19 protein-coding genes are annotated in these 17,113 nt (G+C 62.6%); 10 read left to right on the forward strand and 9 right to left on the reverse strand.

The window, feature by feature from the left end:
* Positions 1–250 precede the first annotated feature (250 nt).
* Complete coding sequence (locus ACIGGF_RS22840; protein ID WP_032375675.1) at positions 251–439, reverse strand: hypothetical protein; 189 nt, start codon at positions 437–439, stop codon at positions 251–253.
* The gene (locus tag ACIGGF_RS22845) at positions 436–732 is read right to left on the reverse strand and encodes a hypothetical protein (protein ID WP_052063203.1); all 297 of its coding nucleotides are present in this window, start codon (positions 730–732) and stop codon (positions 436–438) included. The genes ACIGGF_RS22840 and ACIGGF_RS22845 overlap by 4 nt, the downstream gene beginning before the upstream one ends.
* A gap of 365 nt (positions 733–1,097) precedes the next feature.
* Between ACIGGF_RS22845 and ACIGGF_RS22850 the strand changes: the two genes are divergently transcribed.
* The 4 genes from ACIGGF_RS22850 (at position 1,098) to ACIGGF_RS22865 (ending at position 3,949) form a co-directional block, all read left to right on the forward strand.
* The gene (locus ACIGGF_RS22850) at positions 1,098–2,714 is read left to right on the forward strand and encodes a YhjD/YihY/BrkB family envelope integrity protein (protein WP_314145773.1); all 1,617 of its coding nucleotides are present in this window, start codon (positions 1,098–1,100) and stop codon (positions 2,712–2,714) included.
* A 50-nt stretch (positions 2,715–2,764) separates the two neighbouring features.
* Complete coding sequence (locus ACIGGF_RS22855) at positions 2,765–3,022, forward strand: DUF3618 domain-containing protein (RefSeq protein ID WP_032375695.1); 258 nt, start codon at positions 2,765–2,767, stop codon at positions 3,020–3,022.
* Entirely contained in the window at positions 3,019–3,291 is a 273-nt protein-coding gene (locus ACIGGF_RS22860) for a DUF4235 domain-containing protein (protein ID WP_032375676.1), read from the forward strand. The genes ACIGGF_RS22855 and ACIGGF_RS22860 overlap by 4 nt, the downstream gene beginning before the upstream one ends.
* A gap of 310 nt (positions 3,292–3,601) precedes the next feature.
* Positions 3,602–3,949: a hypothetical protein gene (locus ACIGGF_RS22865; RefSeq protein WP_094642614.1), complete on the forward strand. Its 348-nt coding sequence runs from the start codon at positions 3,602–3,604 to the stop codon at positions 3,947–3,949.
* A 201-nt stretch (positions 3,950–4,150) separates the two neighbouring features.
* Here the strand turns inward: ACIGGF_RS22865 and ACIGGF_RS22870 are convergent, their stop codons facing one another.
* The gene (locus tag ACIGGF_RS22870; RefSeq protein WP_068051213.1) at positions 4,151–4,441 is read right to left on the reverse strand and encodes a hypothetical protein; all 291 of its coding nucleotides are present in this window, start codon (positions 4,439–4,441) and stop codon (positions 4,151–4,153) included.
* A 154-nt stretch (positions 4,442–4,595) separates the two neighbouring features.
* Positions 4,596–5,144, reverse strand: a complete 549-nt coding sequence (locus ACIGGF_RS22875) for a recombinase family protein (RefSeq protein WP_032375677.1) — start codon at positions 5,142–5,144, stop codon at positions 4,596–4,598.
* 377 nt (positions 5,145–5,521) lie between these two features.
* Here ACIGGF_RS22875 and ACIGGF_RS22880 point away from each other — a divergent pair, with 377 nt between their 5' ends.
* Positions 5,522–6,082 carry a recombinase family protein gene (locus tag ACIGGF_RS22880; RefSeq protein ID WP_397523446.1) on the forward strand — a complete coding sequence of 187 codons (561 nt, stop codon included), beginning with the start codon at positions 5,522–5,524 and terminating at the stop codon, positions 6,080–6,082.
* A gap of 9 nt (positions 6,083–6,091) precedes the next feature.
* Here ACIGGF_RS22880 and ACIGGF_RS22885 read toward each other — a convergent pair whose 3' ends face one another.
* The 5 genes from ACIGGF_RS22885 to ACIGGF_RS22905 form a co-directional block, all read right to left on the reverse strand.
* On the reverse strand, positions 6,092–7,027 hold the full coding sequence (locus ACIGGF_RS22885) for a GIY-YIG nuclease family protein (RefSeq protein WP_347873425.1): 936 nt from the start codon (positions 7,025–7,027) through the stop codon (positions 6,092–6,094).
* Entirely contained in the window at positions 7,027–11,958 is a 4,932-nt protein-coding gene (locus ACIGGF_RS22890) for a DEAD/DEAH box helicase (RefSeq protein WP_347873424.1), read from the reverse strand. The genes ACIGGF_RS22885 and ACIGGF_RS22890 overlap by 1 nt, the downstream gene beginning before the upstream one ends.
* A gap of 217 nt (positions 11,959–12,175) precedes the next feature.
* Positions 12,176–12,757, reverse strand: a complete 582-nt coding sequence (locus tag ACIGGF_RS22895; protein ID WP_363799514.1) for a hypothetical protein — start codon at positions 12,755–12,757, stop codon at positions 12,176–12,178.
* A 168-nt stretch (positions 12,758–12,925) separates the two neighbouring features.
* Positions 12,926–13,567, reverse strand: a complete 642-nt coding sequence (locus tag ACIGGF_RS22900) for a hypothetical protein (RefSeq protein ID WP_347873421.1) — start codon at positions 13,565–13,567, stop codon at positions 12,926–12,928.
* Between the two features lie 175 nt (positions 13,568–13,742).
* Positions 13,743–14,252, reverse strand: a complete 510-nt coding sequence (locus ACIGGF_RS22905; RefSeq protein WP_347873420.1) for a hypothetical protein — start codon at positions 14,250–14,252, stop codon at positions 13,743–13,745.
* Between the two features lie 561 nt (positions 14,253–14,813).
* Between ACIGGF_RS22905 and ACIGGF_RS22910 the strand changes: the two genes are divergently transcribed.
* The 5 genes from ACIGGF_RS22910 to ACIGGF_RS22930 all read left to right on the forward strand — a co-directional run bounded on the left by ACIGGF_RS22910 (position 14,814) and on the right by ACIGGF_RS22930 (position 16,965).
* Entirely contained in the window at positions 14,814–15,050 is a 237-nt protein-coding gene (locus tag ACIGGF_RS22910; protein WP_347873419.1) for a hypothetical protein, read from the forward strand.
* Between the two features lie 52 nt (positions 15,051–15,102).
* Positions 15,103–15,402, forward strand: a complete 300-nt coding sequence (locus ACIGGF_RS22915) for a hypothetical protein (RefSeq protein ID WP_347873418.1) — start codon at positions 15,103–15,105, stop codon at positions 15,400–15,402.
* A 66-nt stretch (positions 15,403–15,468) separates the two neighbouring features.
* Entirely contained in the window at positions 15,469–15,798 is a 330-nt protein-coding gene (locus ACIGGF_RS22920; protein WP_032401360.1) for a hypothetical protein, read from the forward strand.
* Positions 15,795–15,959, forward strand: coding sequence for a hypothetical protein (locus tag ACIGGF_RS22925; RefSeq protein ID WP_179276676.1), 165 nt, complete (start codon positions 15,795–15,797; stop codon positions 15,957–15,959). The genes ACIGGF_RS22920 and ACIGGF_RS22925 overlap by 4 nt, the downstream gene beginning before the upstream one ends.
* Before the next feature lie 397 nt (positions 15,960–16,356).
* Positions 16,357–16,965: a hypothetical protein gene (locus ACIGGF_RS22930; RefSeq protein WP_094689023.1), complete on the forward strand. Its 609-nt coding sequence runs from the start codon at positions 16,357–16,359 to the stop codon at positions 16,963–16,965.
* The last annotated feature ends 148 nt before the right edge of the window (positions 16,966–17,113 follow it).

The following is a 17,113-nucleotide window of genomic DNA, read 5'->3' on the forward strand; positions in this document are numbered from 1 at the left end:
AACTCCTCTGGGAACGCTTTCGGCATGGTGAACATCCTTCCACCGTGAGGAGCGATCCTCACAGATCAGATGTCAACCAAACCTGGGGCAGTCCCAATCGTCCTTCGGCCGCTCAGCCGGTCTTGATAAAACTGATACCTGCTGCGTCGGCATCCGGGGTGAACCTCATTTCGCGTGTCGAGGTCGAACCGATCGCGGTGGGCGCGTGCGCGCAGACTCGCCCGCCTCCATGCCCGGGCGGGTTGTTCGCTCATCCTGTTCTGCTGATGACGGCTACGAGTGCCAGGAATACGGCGGTCCCGGTGGCACCGAGAATCGCGGCGCTGAGGAACCCGCGTTCGGGGTCGAGTGCCCACGCCGCGCAGGTGATCAGCACGAGCGCTACGCCGCTCCAGAACAGATAGGTGCGGCGGGGGACAGATCGAGGGTGTTTCGTCACGGCGTGCCGGCGGTGCTGTCAGCTGCGGGACTGTTGGCTGCGGTGTTGGTGGGTGGGGGAGCAGGTAGTGCGGTGACGTCCTGGTCGTCGGCGAAGACGAGGGTCCTGGAGTCCAGGGCGATCGCCCAGCGGTGTGGGGGCGTCCAGGTGCGACCGAGGGTGTCTGCGGGCAGGAGGTAGTCCCCGAAGTCCTCGACGAGTGTCCCTGCAGAGGTGGTCCCGTCGGGGCGGTGCACTTCGATGATGTCACCAACCGAGAGGGCTCCGGTGGTGGTTTGTTTGGGATCGGTCATAGTTCAGCATTGAAGCAGGCCGGTCAGCCGCTGATTCGCGGTGGTCTCGACGCCTCGCCTGCGGACAACGCCGATAACGTCGTGGGTATGGGGCCGTGTACAACAACGGAAGAGTGATGGTGATCTGTCACCGCCACCGGGCGAAAACCGTCCCCGTTCTATTTCCGATGAAACCCTGTTCGGTTGACGGGTTGTTCACTCATCGAGAGACAGACCGCGCCGGTGGTAGCGGTGCTCTGCGTACCAAGCTCGGTCCATTTTGCGGCGCAAGACCAGACTGTTACTGCGTTTTCTGTGCCGACGATTCATCTGCTGCTGACTCTCGGGCAATGTTTTCGTCGGTGTGCTGCGGGTACTAGCGTCAGGTGAGTGAGAACGATGATGTCCCGTCCGCACCGGTGGATGCCGACCCGGATGATCCGCGCAAGGCCGACTCGCCGACGGAGTTGACGAAAACGTCGTGGCTGTTCGTGCTTCGCAAGACTGCGCGTGAGTTCTCGCGTGATCAGTGCACCGATCTCGCGGCAGCGTTGACGTACTACGCAGTGTTGTCGCTGTTTCCCGCTGTGTTGGCGATCGTGTCGCTGCTCGGTGTGTTCGGGCAAGGACAAGCCACCGTCGATGGTGTGTTGCAGATCGTGTCCGATCTGGGACCCTCCTCGGCGGTGGAGACGCTGCGGGAGCCGATCACGCAGTTGGTGTCCGCTCCGGCCGCAGGGTTCGCTCTGGTTACTGGTGTTGCGGGTGCGTTGTGGTCGGCGTCGGGGTATGTGGGGGCGTTCGGGCGGGCGATGAACCGAATGTACGAGGTCGAGGAAGGGCGTCCGGTCTGGAAATTGCGGCCGGTGCTGTTGCTGGTGACGGTGGCGGCGCTGGTGCTGATTGCTCTCGCGGCGGTGATGCTCGCGGTCAGCGGACCGGTAGCAGCCGCGGTGGGGGATGCGGTCGGTCTCGGCGATACCGCGTTGACGGTGTGGAACATCGCACGGTGGCCGGTCGTGCTGGTCATCGTCGTTCTCGCGGTCGCGTTGTTGTATTACGCGACTCCGAATATTCAGCAGCCGAAGTTTCGGTGGATCAGCAGCGGAGCAGTGGTGGCGATCGTGGTGTGGGTCGCCGCGACGATCCTGTTCGGGTTCTACGTCGCCAATTTCGGCAGCTACAACAAGACCTACGGATCGTTGGCCGGGGCGATCGTGTTCCTGCTGTGGTTGTGGATCACCAACCTTGCGTTGCTGTTCGGTGCCGAACTCGATTCCGAACTCGAACGTGGCCGACAACTGCAGGCAGGGATGGTCGCCGAGGAACGTTTGCAGCTCCCACCCCGAGATACTCGGGTGTCGGAGAAGAACGAGGAGAAAGATGCCGCCGCCGTCGACGACGGACGACGGCTTCGGCACCAACATGCCACGGCACATTCCAGCGGTGCTGGGCAGCGCGATGACAGACACAATCGCACGACACACGGCGACGAAAAGCCGTTGCCTGTACCTGTTTCCGGCTCCAGCACTGGCGGAGACATCACTTCGAATCAACATATGCAGGGAGAAACAATGAACGCTCATTCCGGGCCACCGTCGGAGGAAGCCCGCACTTCGGCTGCGGATCTGTCGACAGTGCAGCTCGTCGAACGTTTGACCGATCAGGTGTCGACGCTGGTGCGCAGCGAGATCCGCTCAGGCCTCGAGGAAGTGAAAAGCAAAGGCACCCGGCTCGGCATCGGTATCGGTATCACCGGTGCGGGCGCACTGCTGCTGTTCTTCGGTCTCGCCACTCTGATAGCAACTGCAGTGCTGGGGTTGGCGACAGTGCTGTCGGCGTGGCTGGCAGCGCTGATCGTCGCCGCCGCAGTCCTGGTGGTGGGAGGGGTTTTGGCTGCGGTGGGGACCTCACGCGCGAAGAATGCGGTACCTCCGGTACCGGCAGAGACCGTCGCCAGTGTCAACGACGACATCACCGCCATCAAGAAGGGAATCCGATGACCGAGAACAAGCACGTTGCACGTGGTAACGAGACAGGCGAGGAGGCGCACGTGACAGACCCGCCAGTAGCGCCGGTGCCGGATATCGAACAGCAGCGCGCCGAACTCGCCGAGACGGTGGCGGCGCTCGCCGACAAAGTCGATGTGCCTGCGCGGGTGCGCAGTGAAGCAACCGTTCAGGCGGAGAAGGCCAAGACATTGGCTCAGGACAATCCGCAGGTCGCCGCGGCCGCTGTCGGGACCCTGGTCGCGGCGGTAGTGCTGGTTGTGTTCTCGCGTCGTCGCCGTGCGCGGCGGTTGCTGCGATGAGTGCGGTGTCGAAAGCGGTGTACAAACCGCTGTCGCTGGCTACCAGCGTGCTCGGCGGGGTACTTGCCGGGGTGGTGTTCAAGCAGGTGTGGAAACGTATCGGCGACAACGACACCTCGACTCCCGACCCGAAAGACCTGAGCCGCACCGTCCAAGAGGTGCTGATCGCGGCCGCCATTCATGGCGCGGTGTTCGGGGTCGTCAAAGCCGCCGTCGACCGTGCCGGAGCGAAAGGCTACCGCGCTCTCGCCCACGAAGACCCCAGCTGATCACGAGAGCCTTACACAGGCGTCCGCACTCGATCGGCGGTCTGGTGCGGCTTCCCGTTCGACGATGCCGAAACGTCGATAGAAAACGACTACGAGTTGTCGGAACGGCGATGCACTCAGGGATGGTGTCAGTTTCAGAAGTAGGCTGCACGATTTGCTGGGGTTTTACCCGTGATTGCAGTCGTCTTCTGACATTCTGAGTGCAGAAGTGAACTGCACAAGCGGCACCACAGGTCGGGGTGTTCAAGGCTGTGGTGGGGGTGGGCGGCCGATGTGCGGACGGGTCGATACGTCGACCAGAATCATCGGTATGACGGAAGAGCGGTCGGCAGAGACTTTTGTGGGGTTCGCGGTGCGCTGGGAACCCTATGGAGGTGCCGATGACGAAGACATCTTCGTGGCGTTCGGGATTTCGGGTGCGGAGTATCGGCGCCGGTTGTGGTGGGCCTTGAATCTGCCCAGTGGCCCAGACCTGGACGACGATGTCCGTGATCGACTCCGTGAGTACGCCATGCGTACCACGCGCCTACGCCGTCGTCGGGGCGGTAGCGAAGTTCGCGATGCACTCAGTGGCGTGTGGAAATGGGGTGATTCCTACGGTGATCGCGACGTGAATCGACTTCCCACCAGCGAGGGCGATCAACGCGAGGATCAGTAGTGTCGATGACGTTTGTCAGTGTCAGAAGTTGGCTGCACTTCGTGCTGACGCCGGGTGTTGGCCTGGGGAACCTTTGGTGCGGTTTCGCAGCGCCCGCGTGATGTCGATGATCGTCATGGCCAGCAGGACTGGTATGGCAATGCTTAGTACGGCCGCGGACCCGATGACCGAGGCAACCAGAATTGAGTAGATGTCCACCGGTCAGGTCTTGTCGCTGATGTCGTTCGGTGTTGTCGGTGCTGTCGTCGACGGTTCGGATTTGTGGTGCTCGATGATGTCGGCGTCGTCGGCGAAGATCAGCGTTCCGTCTTCCGACGCGATGGCCCATCGATGGGGCATGGCCCAGTCTCGGCCGGCGGCGGGGACGGTCAGCAAGTAGTCGGCGAAGTCCTCGACTACGGTCCCGGTAGCGGTGCCGCCCTCTAGGCGTCGCACTTGGAGTGTGTCACCAATGGTGGGTGGTGTCGTTGTGATCTCTACCGGTTCGGTCATGACGGAATTGAAGCAGACGAATTCTCGTGGCTGATCATGCGTCCATCGATTTTCAAAGTCGTCGATGTGCCCGAGACCCCCACGGTGGCAGCTTCGGAAGTTGACTCGCATCGGCCCGGCGGGCCATGTGCGAGAAACGGCGATTGGCGGTGGGCTATTTCAAGTGCCGGTACAGCGTCGATCGCGACACTCCGAGCACTTCTCGGATGTCGGTGAGTGACATTCCGCCGGTGCGCATTCGCTTCGCTTGTTTGATTTGCGTCCCGGACATCGCCGGTGGTCGGCCACCGAGTCGCCCTTGGGCGCGTGCCACTGCCAGTCCGAGGTTGGTGCGTTCGCGGATGAGGTTGCGTTCGAATTCCGCCAATGCTCCGAAGATGGAGTAGATCAGCTTTCCGCCGGAGGTGGTGGTGTCGATCGCTTCGGTCAACGACCGGAACCCGACGCCATCGACGTCGAGCTGCTCGACCGTTTCGAGGAGATGGGGGAGTGATCGCCCGAGACGGTCGAGTCGCCACACGACCAACGTGTCGCCGCGCCGCAGATGCGAGAACAGATCCGACAGCTGCGGCCGAGACGTCGTCGCACCCGACGCTGTCTCCGTCCACACTCTCGAACACCCGGCAGCGCTCAAGGCCTCGCTCTGCGCGTCGGCGCTCTGATCGGTCGTCGACACCCTCGCGTAGCCCAGAAGTTCTCCCACAGGGTCGAGTGTGTCACAACTCGTCGTAGGGACACATTTCGGCGTGTCGGTTTTGAACATGAGTTCTGACACACACGCTCATCGTCCTTGCCGTGTCAAATCCAGGGCGTGTCTAAAACGAAGGTTAAAGACACGTAGTCATAAGTGAGCGCCTAGGTTCGGACAATCGGGCAGTCAAAGCACCAAAGGAGCAATCTAGCGTTTTCGCTAGATTACTTGAGAGGTGTCAAGTGCAGCGCACTTCTGAACTCGTGCACTCGTCTTCTGAAACTGACAACCCAATCTGTCCACCAGCGCCGGAGCTGTGCCAAAAACGTAGGCTAAACACGGAGTGTCAAAACAGGGAATATCAGTGAGTTGTGGCACGCTTCGGCCTTGTGGGACACAAATACGGGTATGCCAGGGTCTCGACGGCTGAACAGACTCCGGCTCTGCAGAGCGACGCACTGACGGCGTTCGGGTGCGAGCGCATCTTCACTGACACGGTCAGCGGGTCGACGACTGTCCGGCCGGCACTGAACCATTTGCTCGAGACACTGTTGGCGGGCGACACGCTGTGTGTATGGCGGCTCGACCGCCTTGGCCGCAACCTTCCGCATCTGATCGAGCTCGTCACCGACCTCAAGGCCAGGGGAGTGGCGTTCGCATCCGTGACCGAGCAGATCGACACCAGCACCGCTAACGGCGAGCTGATCTTCCATATTTTCGGCGCACTTGCCTCGTTCGAGCGTCAACTGCTTCGCGAGCGGACCAACGCCGGTCTGGCCGCGGCTCGCGAACGAGGGAAAGTCGGTGGCCGTCCGCCGGCCCTGTCGACGACGAAGAAACGTGAAGCGACTCGAATGCGCAACCAGGGCAGTGCTATCGGAGACATCGCCGACGTGCTCGGTGTCAGCAAACGCACCCTGTACCGACACTTCGAGCAGACACGGCGCTGAGTGACCCCACTATGTCGATGACTCCACATCCGTGTCGATAGATCCGGACGTCGTGCCCGAGTCTCCGTCCCTCCCCTTCTGGACGCGAGCCAGATCGCGCGCCTCCAGCATGTTCAAGTCCTCACCCGCGGCGTTCTTCCAACTGATACGACCGTTGTTGCTTCCGCCGACCAGAACTGCGCCGGCCGCCGAGGGGCTGTCGAACAGTTCGTCGACCTGAAATACGAAAGCCTCATCGGTCAATGCAGCGCGACCACTGCTAATCAGGGACTCCCGTGTGGCCTTGAGGCGTTCGGTCGCGGCACCGCGGAAGTCCGGCCGGCCGCGAGAACCGCTCTTGACGACAAGACCTTCTGTCGTGAGGTATCCCGTTGCCGCACAGTCCGATTCGCTGAAGTAGAGAAGCTCGGTGGTGTCTTCGTCGGTTCTTCTCGATCCACTGCTGGCCGGTTGGATAGAGTCGAGGATCGGTGCGCCGAGCGTGGTCAGCAGTATCGAGATCGTGTCCAAGAATTCGTGGCAGTCCGCCTCGAGTGGGTCCGGGGTGAACGGGTTGCTGGCGTCGTTGCCGTTGGTCAACGTATACCGGTCTGCACGTCGAGCGGCTTGTATCGACAGCCACTCCAGGTAGGCCACGTGTGTGGAGGTCCATTCGTTGGTCAGGGACACCGCGACCATCGCCCGTTCCCAGTCTTTCGAGGAGTGTTGCCCCAATCGTGTACTGACGTTGCCGGTTTGTCCGATGTAGGCCGTTCGGTCGTCGTCGTTATCACCGAACAGGTAGTACACGCCGACCTGTCTTGATACTGACAGCTTGGTGAATTCGGTCAGGAGCGTTCGGGGTACATCGAACACGCGGACGGTCCTCGTGGTCAGGCTGGCGACACGAATGCCGGCCGGATTCCCGCCGGGCAGGTAGATCTGAATCGTTTGTGCGCGCGCCATCAGCCGACGCCCCTCGCATCGAGAGACTTCACGATTTCCACCGTCCTGACGGACACGGTGGTGACCTTCTTGATCAGCTCGACGATGTAGGTCGGGTCGTCGTGTTCGTCGCACCAAAGGTTAGGGTCGTTGACGATTCCCGACGCCTTGTCGGTCTTTATTTGGTAGCGGTCGATGATCCACGCCAACGCCGAACGTGAGCCGAGCAAGTATTTCTCTGCCTCGGGTGGGATGCCGGCGATGGTGACCTTTGGGTTGTAGACGATCGCAGTGTGGTCATCTTTGGTGCGCCACTTCATCTTCTGCACTCGCCACGTCTCACGATCGTGTTCGTCGGCACCGGCCTTTATCTCGACATTGAGCGGGTACGGATCGACGTCCTCGTACCGCATATGAAGGCCGCCGAGCTGCTCGCCGGCGTCGGCGAGCTGGGTGAAGCGCTCCAAGCTTTCAGGGGTGGGGATGTGAGGGAGCATCTTCTTCAGATCCGCCGCATACGTCTCTCGGTAGGCGGGGGCATGCAGCTGCCCGTACACCGACCAGAAGATTTGATCCTTGGTCACGGGAGCGCCCACTGCAGTCCGGTAGACCTGGAGGATTTCGTCGGTGATGTTGTCGACCCGTCGGTAGCCCCACTCGTCGACACTCGAATCATCTGCTGAAGTACCAAAGTCGAACTCGCCGACCGCGGCCCCGTCGACCCGTTCGTAGGTGTGGCGGGGAAAGTACTGCCCACTGCCTGATCCCCAATACGACAAGTCTGGGATCGTGTCCGTCGCCAACGTCGAAAATGGCTTGTCCGAGCCCGCTCCCACGACGTAGAAGCCGAAATTCGTGTGGTCGGGGGTGGGGAACATCGAAGGGAGCCTGCCAGGACGGTCATTCAGTGACTTGTCAAAGTAGACATGGCTTCTTTGAAATGGCCGATAAGCGCTCTCGCGGTATGAAGAAGCCTCTTCGCGAATGACCCTATGCGCGTCGATCGACGCCAACAGTGAGCTGCTCCACGAGATGCTCTTGGGATCGCGGTTCACCACGTCCTGTAGGCGTCCGTTCCCCCTTTGAGCCTCTGCGCGATGAAGTTCCGCTTGGTAGAAGGTGAGCGTCCTGCCGACCTGTTCGCGGAGCGAGTTCGAGGAGAAGCTGTAGACCCAGCTATCTCGGTTGGTCTTAAGTCCGCCTGAGAAAGTTCGGAAGACGACGGCTTCCGTAGCGCCACGGCTCGCGATCGCCGGCCATGAGCTGAACGTACTGTCTCGCTGGCTGATCCAGTCGCCGTGCGCGTTCGGCTGCACACTCTGCCATTCGAGGTTCTCGATGGTGCTCGTCTCGACGAGGCGGAGTTTTTCTGCGCGGTCGAGGTAGTCACCGATATCTCGGTAGTGGATCTGTACGGGTCCTGTGTGTTTTTCGTTCTTAACACCGACGAAAATGACGATGGTGGAACGGCTTCCGGAGCCGAATACCTTGCCGCCTTCTCGTCGGGAGAGTTCGCCGGCTGTGCGTTGGTTACCGCGTAGATTGTAGATCCACAGGTGGGCGAACTCGTCGGCCATGCTCAGCCGCACTCCGTCCGCCGTGTTGCCGTCGATCCATCCTCCGTTGGAGACGAATGCGACTATTCCGTGGTCGCCGACGCGGTCGGTGGCCCATCGGTAGGCGCGGTAGTAGGAGTCGTAAAGGCTGTTCTTGAGCTGCGCCGTCGAGCGGCCGGCGTAGGTCGCGGCGATACGGGCGTCGAGAGTGGGGTAGCTGAGGTTGGCGTTGTTGTCGTTGGCGCTGTCCTGCCCGACCGAGTACGGCGGGTTACCTAGGATGACGTTGATCGGGGCTGCGACCTGTTTGAGGATGCGGTCGTTGTTCTGCGGGAACATGATCGCGTCCATGCTGTCGCCGTCTTCGGAGATCTGGAAGGTGTCGGTAAGTACGATTCCCTCGAACGACTCGTACTGCCCGTCCTCGCCATTTGGGGTTTCCAGAGCGTGATAGGTGGTCTCGATGTTGACTGCCGCAATGTAGTACGCGAGAAGCATGATCTCGTTGGCGTGCAACTCTTCCCGGTACTTGCGTGCAAGGTCGTCGGGGAGAATGAGCCCGGATTGCAAGAGTCGGGTGAGGAAAGTGCCGGTCCCGGTGAACGGGTCGAGGATATGGACGCCTGTGTCGGTGAGGCCCTTCCCGAAATGCTCCTTGGAGACGTGGTCTGCGGCGCGGAGGATGAAGTCGACGATCTCGACGGGGGTGTAGACGATGCCGAGAGCGTCGGATTGCTTCTTGAACGCGACACGGAAGAATCGTTCATACAGTTCGGCGATGACCTGCTGTTTGCCGTCAGCGCTGGTTACTTCGGAGGCCCGGATACGGACCGAGTCGTAGAACGAGTCGAGGCCGGCGGTCTCCGATTCGAGGTTGGCGTCGCCGAGGGTGTCGAGCATCTGCTGCATGACGATCGAGACGGGGTTGTGCGCGGCGAAGTCGTGGCCGGCGAACAGGGCATCGAAAACCGGTTTGGTGATGAGGTGTTGGCTGAGCATGCTGATTGCGTCGTCGCGGCTGATGGAGTCGTTGAGGTTGTCACGTAGCCCGGTGAGGAACTTCTCGAACTGCTCGGCTGTCTCTGGCGAGGCACCGGTGAGGAGGGCGTTGATGCGGGCGATCTGGGCGGCGGCGATGTCGGCGACGTCGGCGGCCCACTGTTCCCAGTAGACGCGGGTGCCGACCTTGTCGACGATGCGCGCATAGATCGCTTCCTGCCACTCCGAGAGTGCGAACAACGCCATCTGCGACGCCACCCCACCGCTCCCACCTTCGCCGTTGTCCGGCTTCGGATCGGTGTCCGGGGTGGGGTGTCCGTCACCGATCGTTTCGTCGGAGTCGGTGGTCGGGCCGATGTGGCCGCCCAGGAGTCGATCGTTCCCCTGGCCGGCTTTGGCTTGTTTGGTGGTGGCGTTGAGGGCGATGGAGTTGACCATCGCGTTGAACCGATCATCGTGCGCCCGTAGAGCGTTGAGGACTTGCCACACCACCTTGAAGCGGCGGTTGTCAGCGAGGGCCTGCGACGGTGACACTCCGGCGGGCACGGCGACGGGCAGGATGATGTACCCGTAGTCCTTTCCGGGGGAGAGGCGCATGACGCGGCCCACGGACTGGACGACGTCGACAACAGAATTACGGGGGTGAAGGAACAACACGGCATCGAGAGCCGGGACGTCGACGCCCTCGGACAGGCAGCGTGCGTTGGACAGGATGCGGCATTCACCCTCGGGGACTGGCGCTTTGAGCCACGACAATTGTTCGTTACGCCGCAGAGCGTTGAAAGTTCCGTCGACGTGGCGCGCGGACACGACAAGGTCTCGGTTGGTGGCGTCGACCTGTTCGCCGTCGTTCTCGTTCTCGTCGAGGAGGGCGCGATAGGCATCGACCACGTCGGGGAACACTTCGGCGACCTGCTTGGAGGCGGCGATGTCCTTGGCGAACGCCACGGCCCGTTTCATCGGGGGCGCGCCGACAGTGAACCCGTCTCCGTCGGGGGAGCGGCCGGCGCGTTTGGCGAGACCGTTCCAGCAGCCGACGATCTTCGAGGCATCGTCGAGTTGGAGTTCGGCGAAGTTCCCGGCGAGCTGTTTCTGCATAGGGGCTGCGACGAGGTCCTCGTCGACGGTGAGCACGATGACCTTGTAATCGGTGAGCAGCCCCCGTTCGACGGCGTCACCGAAGGACAAGCGGTGCAGCTCGGGGCCGAAGATGTCGACATCGTCCATCGACGACAACTCGGCGGAGTGGTCGGCGGCCTTCTCCTTGACTGCGTCGTCGAAGATCCGCGGCGTGGCCGTCATGTACAGCCGCCGTGACGCTTTCAGGAACTCGGCGTCGTGAACCCGGACGAAGTTCGATTCGTCCGCACCGGCGACGGTGACACCGGTGGTGCGGTGCGCTTCGTCGCAGATCACCAGATCGAACGCATCCACCCCCAGCCCTTGCGCCGCAGCGACCGTCGGCAGGGACTGGTAGGTGGTGAACACCACGGTCAGCCCTTTGGAGCGTTTCCGGTGCGCCATGTGCGCTGCGAGGTTGTCGGGGTCGGTGGTCACCGGGATCGCGACGTCGACGGTGCTGTAGTCCTCGGCGGAGCGGGAGACTTTCGAATCCGAGCACACCGCGAACGCGCGAATGTCGAGCTGGGTTTGCGCAGTCCACTCGCGCAGTGTCTGCGAAAGCAAGGAGATGGAAGGGACCGCGAACAAGATGCGTGCACTGCCGCCGGCCTCGGCAGCCGTGCGTTCGGCGATCTTCAGAGCGGTGAACGTCTTTCCCGTTCCGCAGGCCATGATCAGTTTCCCGCGGTCGTTGCCGGCGGAGAACCCGGCGAAAACAGCGTCGATCGCCTCGACCTGGTGTGCGCGGGGCTCGTTGCGGACCGCTTCACTCAACTCGACCGTCAGCTCGCCCTGCGGCCATGCGATGTCCCAGTCGATCGGGGCCTCGGCGATCTCGGCCAGACCGATCCGTTGGACGGGGATGGTCTGGTGGTTGATGGCGTCTTCGGCGTTCTTTCCCCACCGGTCGGTGGTGGAGATGATCACGCGGTTGGTGAACGACCGATCCCCATCGGCGGTGGGAAATGTTTGTCCGGAGGCGGTGAAGAACGAGTCGAGATCGCCTTTGCTCAACGTGGTGGTCGGTTCGTAGAACTTGCACTGGATCGCGGTGTAGTCGCCGGTGTCGCGTTCGCGGGCGACCAGGTCGATGCCGGTGTCGGCCTTACCTTGACGGTCGGGCCAGTCGATCCACCGCCACACCTGCTCGTACTGCTGCGACAGCGTCGGATCGAGCTCGAAGTATCGAACCATCAGCTGCTCGAACTTGGTGCCCCGCTCCGAATTCGACGGCTCACCACGGAACGCTTCGATAACCTCGTGCACACTCGCCATGACCTACCGAAACCACCTCAACGTCGGGGACGATCAGACCGAGTATGCCGCTTACATCGACGACAACCGCCATCCACGGGGACTCTTCGGCGTTTCGGTCACGGAAGAGGTCGTGGCCCAGCGGAGTCTTCCTGGTAGAGCCGCAGACGCATAAAGTTCCGGTGTTGAATCCTCGAGTGCGACGGGGCGTGTCGCCGCTGAGCCTGCACGGTCGGAGTCAGGGTTGTTCGCGCGCCGCGGCCTGGACAGCACTGGCGAGTTCGGAGAACGAACATTCGACGGGATCGTGCGAGAGCAGACTGCTCAACACAATCGACTTCTGCTCCCCGAACCTGGAGTTGAGGCGCTGGGTAGACATCACGTAGAAGTCCCACTGGTCTAGGTCGAGCGGGTCGGCGGTGGCCCGATCGGTTCGTTTGAAGACACAGAAGACGTAGACGTCGGCCTGCCGCTTCCGTTGCGCGGCAATTGTGTTCGTCGTCGCGTCCCAGCCGTTCGTTGGCTGGATCCCGAAGCTGATCGTCGACAACCTCTTCTGCTTCCAACTTTGCAGGTAGGCAGACGATTTCACCTCGACGCGAATTCCCCCTTCGGTCAGTAGATCAGAAGCATCCCACTCCACTCGGACTCCATCGGCTACGCATCCGAGTGCGAGTCCGACAATGTATTCGGCGAGAACACCGCGTTGAGCGTTACCGATGAGATCCGAGCACGCCCAACGCCAGAACTGGCGAAGGTCCGATCCGATCGACTGCCCCTGCTGTGTGAACGGCTCGTCGCCAGTCTTCGGTGCTGTCACGAGTGGGTCGCAGTGGTTCGTGAGCTCGATCGACGAGCATTCGGCCACGTCGAACGCATACCGGGTCCCGTGGTGGTCGTGCAGCATCGCACTCGATGGGTCGAGATGCCGATGAACTCGAAATCGACGGCCATGAAAATTCTCCCTCGATCGGGCAGGTGAACGCAACTAGCTCTTCCGAGGTCTACTCATGTGCCGCCAGATCGAGTGGTCGAGTGCCGACACCGGCATATCCATTCGCCTCGCAGCGTCGGTCACCAGCCGTGAGACTTCTTCGCTCCCGAGTCTGCGACCCAACGCCTCCACCACGAATCGAGTGACGAGAGTGTCGGCTTTGACGCCGTCGTGGCCGACCAGCATGAGGAAGTAGTCCCACGTCACCGGGCCCAAGCCGCGAGTTTCGCAGTACGCGGCTCGCTGCGCTGCAGAGTCCCGATCGATCTCGGATGCGCGGCGCGCGCCCGACGCTGCGAGCCGGCCGGCAGCAGAGACGATCGCCTCAGCCTTCGGCACACCCCCGGTCTTCTGCTTGTTGTCGAGCACCGTTTGAAGCCACTGCGGGTCGGCCTCACCCAATACGCCGAGGTCGTCCCAACTTTGCCTGCCGGACTCGGCCTTGTACCGCTTGATCGCGCCGCGTACGCCCGTGTCGGCGGAGACTCCGTAGACCGCTCTGATCGACAGAACCGCGTCGATCAACGCCAGTTCCACGTTCCCCGGCCATCCGTCCGGGGCAGCGTGCATCTCAGTGATCTCAGCTGTGAGGTGCTCGACAAGTATGTCGACATCGCTTGCGTCAGTTGTCGCCATTGCGTTGGATCCCCTTCTGGGTCGATGGGAGCGGACGTTACCGGCCGGCGCCGACCTATTTGCACAGATCTCGTCATCGACGACCACAGTTCGTCGTACGAGCGAGGGTAAGGCGGTCGACTCAGGTTCCGGTTGCTGCCTGCGATAGCCCAGGGTGAGACCGGCGGACGTTCGGCTATCCGCGGATAACGATCTCGATGGCGTCGACATCGACGTCATACGTCTTCGCCAGACCGGCCTTCGCTTCCCGGATCGTCAACGCGGCGACCTCCGTCGTCGGTGCTTGCGTGCTCGTGGACTGATCGTCGAATTTCTCGAACTTTGCATCGGTCAGGTCGATCCCCAGATCGTCCAGCGTGGTGTACCGCACCGGATTTCGGTCGCCGGTCCAGACGTCGGAAACACTGATCCGAGCAAATTCGCTGAACTGAATCTTCCACCGGGCGGGGTCGCCGGCCGTTGCGGGAACGATCCGAGAGATCCGCCCGACCAAGAAGGCGCTGCCGTGATCTTCGGTGCCGTCCGCGTACGCCTCGACGTTGTGTGCGTTCTGCGTGCACACCACGTACTGGCACTTCCTGGCTCGCGCTGCATCCAGTTTCCACGACTGAGACCCACCCTCACCCAGAATCGAGTCGAGGCTCTTGCCGGTGAACACTGCCACTGTGTCTTCGTTTGTTGTCATGCCGAGAAGGTAGCAAACTATCCAGCTTCGTTGCAAGAACTATGAATAGTTTTATCAATACTTTTAAGCATCTCCCCTGTTGGGGCACGTAGAAGTATGCCTCACCAGTGAGCCTCGCGGCGCTACCGCGACACCGAGCGTGGTCGGTCCGCGTCGCTCCCGCACAGTTACCCGAAGTGCTCCACAGGTGGAAGGTAGCCATCTGACGACACCGACGAGCGGTCGCGCATTCCGCCTGCCGGCGGTGCCGGCCACCTGCGGTGTCCCCTGAGTGGAGCTCCGCTGCGCTCCGCACCGTAGACGAGCATCGTTCTTCGGGCATCTGGCTGCCGGCGAGTCTGCGTCACCCGGGCCCGCCTTACCCACCCCTGACTCCGCGATGCTCCGGCCCTGCGGGCGCCGAAAACTTTTCACGAACGCCTCCGGCTGAAAACTTCCCGGCCCAGGGGCAGGACGCCGTTCCCGTACGCCGCCTACTCTCCCCACGCCAGATGACGGCGAAAGAACGCGGGGGAGGACGCAACACCGACCCGGCACGAGTTCCGAAGGGCAGCAACAGTTATGACCGAGACCACGAACACCGACGCCGTCACCTGCATCGCGGACGGCCCCGATTGCACCGGCGACGTCGAATACCGGGACGCACTGTCCGGAACCGGGGTATCGCATCCGAGGTGCGACAAGCACTGGCAAGACCGTCTCGACCTCGAGGACGACATCCGCCGCCGCTACCCGGCCCACGCACCCGCCGACTTCGACCCCACCTACGCAGGCGAGCACTGGGACGGGGACTACTGACCCCGCACGCTCACCACCCCAACCGAACCGCACCGACCGAGGAGCACAAGCCATGACCACCAACGACATCGACGACTACTGGACCACCTACGACAAGGCCCTCGACGCGGCCGCCGAATGCCGGAGCGTCGAATCGCTGATCGACACCCTGAACTGCTACTACCCGCCCTCGTCCGGAGTCGCGTTCTTCCCCAACGGAGCCGACCGCGACCTACTCGGCACCCTGGCCGACGCCGGACACTTCGATACCGTCTGGATTCACGCGGACTACCACTTCGCGCTCCGTGACGGCCGCGGAGACGGATTCACCTACATCGAAGGCGACATCGTCCGCGGAACCTCACGCCGGTAACCCACCGCCCCGGTGCCAGACGGCACCGGGGCCACCAACCCGCACCACCTGGAAGGAACGCCCCTGATGCCCGCTCAAGCATGGGTCACCCTGATCGTCGGCGTCCTCGCCGTCGTCGGCGTCGCCCTGACCGTCCGCCAACGCACCGTGGCCGACAAACGCGCCCAAGCCTGGCAACGGATCACCTGGTGCCTCGAACGCACCACCAGCGACAACGAGGCCGAAGCCGCCCTGGGCTGGGACATCTACACACCGGTGACCGACTCGCCGCTCATCACCCGAACCGAACGAGACGTACTGCGCGCCGTCGCGACCCGGGCGTTGTGGCGAGCACTGGCGTCACCGGCACAAACCGAGGACACTGACAACCAGAACGAGCAGGAGGACCCACGATGACCACCACCGAGAAGCGCACCAACGCCGCCCGACCACAGGTCGCACGGGCCGCAGCACGGGCATCGGTCGCGTTGTACGAACGTGACGGCCTCGAGGTACCCCAGTGGATCCGCGACGCTGCCGAAGGGCGCCCGACCACGCCACCGGCAGAACAGCCCTGACACAGGCACCAGCCGCAGACCGACAAGGCCCGCACCCGACACAGGGTGCGGGCCTTCTCTGTTGCAGGGAAGGGTCGGCGGCTCGCGTAGGACCGGGCCACCCTGCGGGCGTCCACCGCATCGAACTCCGCTGCGCTCCGTCCTGTGAAAAAAATTCTTGTTTTCCCCTTCTGGCCTTCCGATTTTGACCGGCGGTGACCTCCGCGCAACCGCCGGCGTCCGCTGCGCTCCCGGCCCGAAAGGCTCCAGAAACTTTTCACAGACGCCTCCGGCTGAAAACTTTCCGGCCCGACCATTGCACTCCGGCCCCCTCATGCCGGTCCAACTCTCCCCTGCCAGAACGGCAAAAAAATTGGCGGGCCACCGAGGTTCGTCACGTTGAGCAGAGGAGCGCGAGATGCCGAAGACCACCGCCCAGAAAGCCCACAGCAGCACCGACACCGACAACTACGGCGCAGTGGTCACCCACACCACCGCCACCATCGTCGGACGCCAGAAAGCCGTGGTCAACGTCCACGCCGCCGCCACCGACGACGCCCAGATGATCGTCACCTTCAACCGACTGATGATGACCTTCCGCTCCGCCGCCGCCGTCCACGCCTTCATCGCCGGACTCGCCGACGCCCGAACCCTCATCGGCCGCATCGACAACCAGGCACCCCAGCCCGGGGGACCGGGCGACGACTACGCCCGCGCCGCAATGTCCGTTGTATGGATCGCGCCACCGGAAACCGCCGTCACCCCACGCGAGCAGTACGTCCCAGCCCGGCGACGCACCATGCACTGGGTCGAGGTCCACATGGGACCGGTCACCTGGCGCATCATCGACCGCCTCGGCTACGTCACCATGCTCGACGAGCTCCGCAACGTGCACCGCATGGCCGTCGCGATCTTCACCGACGGCGACCAGTACACGAGCGACCCGACCACCCTCACCGACGCATTCGACGACGCCGAACGCGAACACCAGGAAGACATGGCTGCACCCTGGCGTCGACGCCTCTAAGACGCTCTCAGGCCCCCGGCCCCGGACCCGACACGGTTCCGGGGCCGAGTCATCTCCATCCACAGGCGAATCTTCTGTCCCCAGATTCCGGAAAATGCCTGCGCATCGCGGACCTCGCTGGCGCTCGGTACGCGATGCTGGAAGAACC

This window comes from Rhodococcus sp. NPDC078407 (assembly GCF_044542515.1).
Lineage (GTDB): Bacteria > Actinomycetota > Actinomycetes > Mycobacteriales > Mycobacteriaceae > Rhodococcoides.

Bases quoted from the DNA above. Each gene is read 5' to 3' on its own strand.
- ACIGGF_RS22925 (WP_179276676.1), top strand. From the start codon at position 15,795: ATGACCACCACCGAGAAGCGCACCAACGCCGCCCGACCACAGGTCGCA.
- ACIGGF_RS22920 (WP_032401360.1), top strand. From the start codon at position 15,469: ATGCCCGCTCAAGCATGGGTCACCCTGATCGTCGGCGTCCTCGCCGTC.
- ACIGGF_RS22910 (WP_347873419.1), top strand. From the start codon at position 14,814: ATGACCGAGACCACGAACACCGACGCCGTCACCTGCATCGCGGACGGC.
- ACIGGF_RS22900 (WP_347873421.1), bottom strand. From the start codon at position 13,567: ATGGCGACAACTGACGCAAGCGATGTCGACATACTTGTCGAGCACCTC.
- ACIGGF_RS22905 (WP_347873420.1), bottom strand. From the start codon at position 14,252: ATGACAACAAACGAAGACACAGTGGCAGTGTTCACCGGCAAGAGCCTC.
- ACIGGF_RS22915 (WP_347873418.1), top strand. From the start codon at position 15,103: ATGACCACCAACGACATCGACGACTACTGGACCACCTACGACAAGGCC.
- ACIGGF_RS22845 (WP_052063203.1), bottom strand. From the start codon at position 732: ATGACCGATCCCAAACAAACCACCACCGGAGCCCTCTCGGTTGGTGAC.
- ACIGGF_RS22890 (WP_347873424.1), bottom strand. From the start codon at position 11,958: ATGGCGAGTGTGCACGAGGTTATCGAAGCGTTCCGTGGTGAGCCGTCG.
- ACIGGF_RS22860 (WP_032375676.1), top strand. From the start codon at position 3,019: ATGAGTGCGGTGTCGAAAGCGGTGTACAAACCGCTGTCGCTGGCTACC.
- ACIGGF_RS22930 (WP_094689023.1), top strand. From the start codon at position 16,357: ATGCCGAAGACCACCGCCCAGAAAGCCCACAGCAGCACCGACACCGAC.
- ACIGGF_RS22885 (WP_347873425.1), bottom strand. From the start codon at position 7,027: ATGGCGCGCGCACAAACGATTCAGATCTACCTGCCCGGCGGGAATCCG.
- ACIGGF_RS22865 (WP_094642614.1), top strand. From the start codon at position 3,602: ATGACGGAAGAGCGGTCGGCAGAGACTTTTGTGGGGTTCGCGGTGCGC.
- ACIGGF_RS22870 (WP_068051213.1), bottom strand. From the start codon at position 4,441: ATGACCGAACCGGTAGAGATCACAACGACACCACCCACCATTGGTGAC.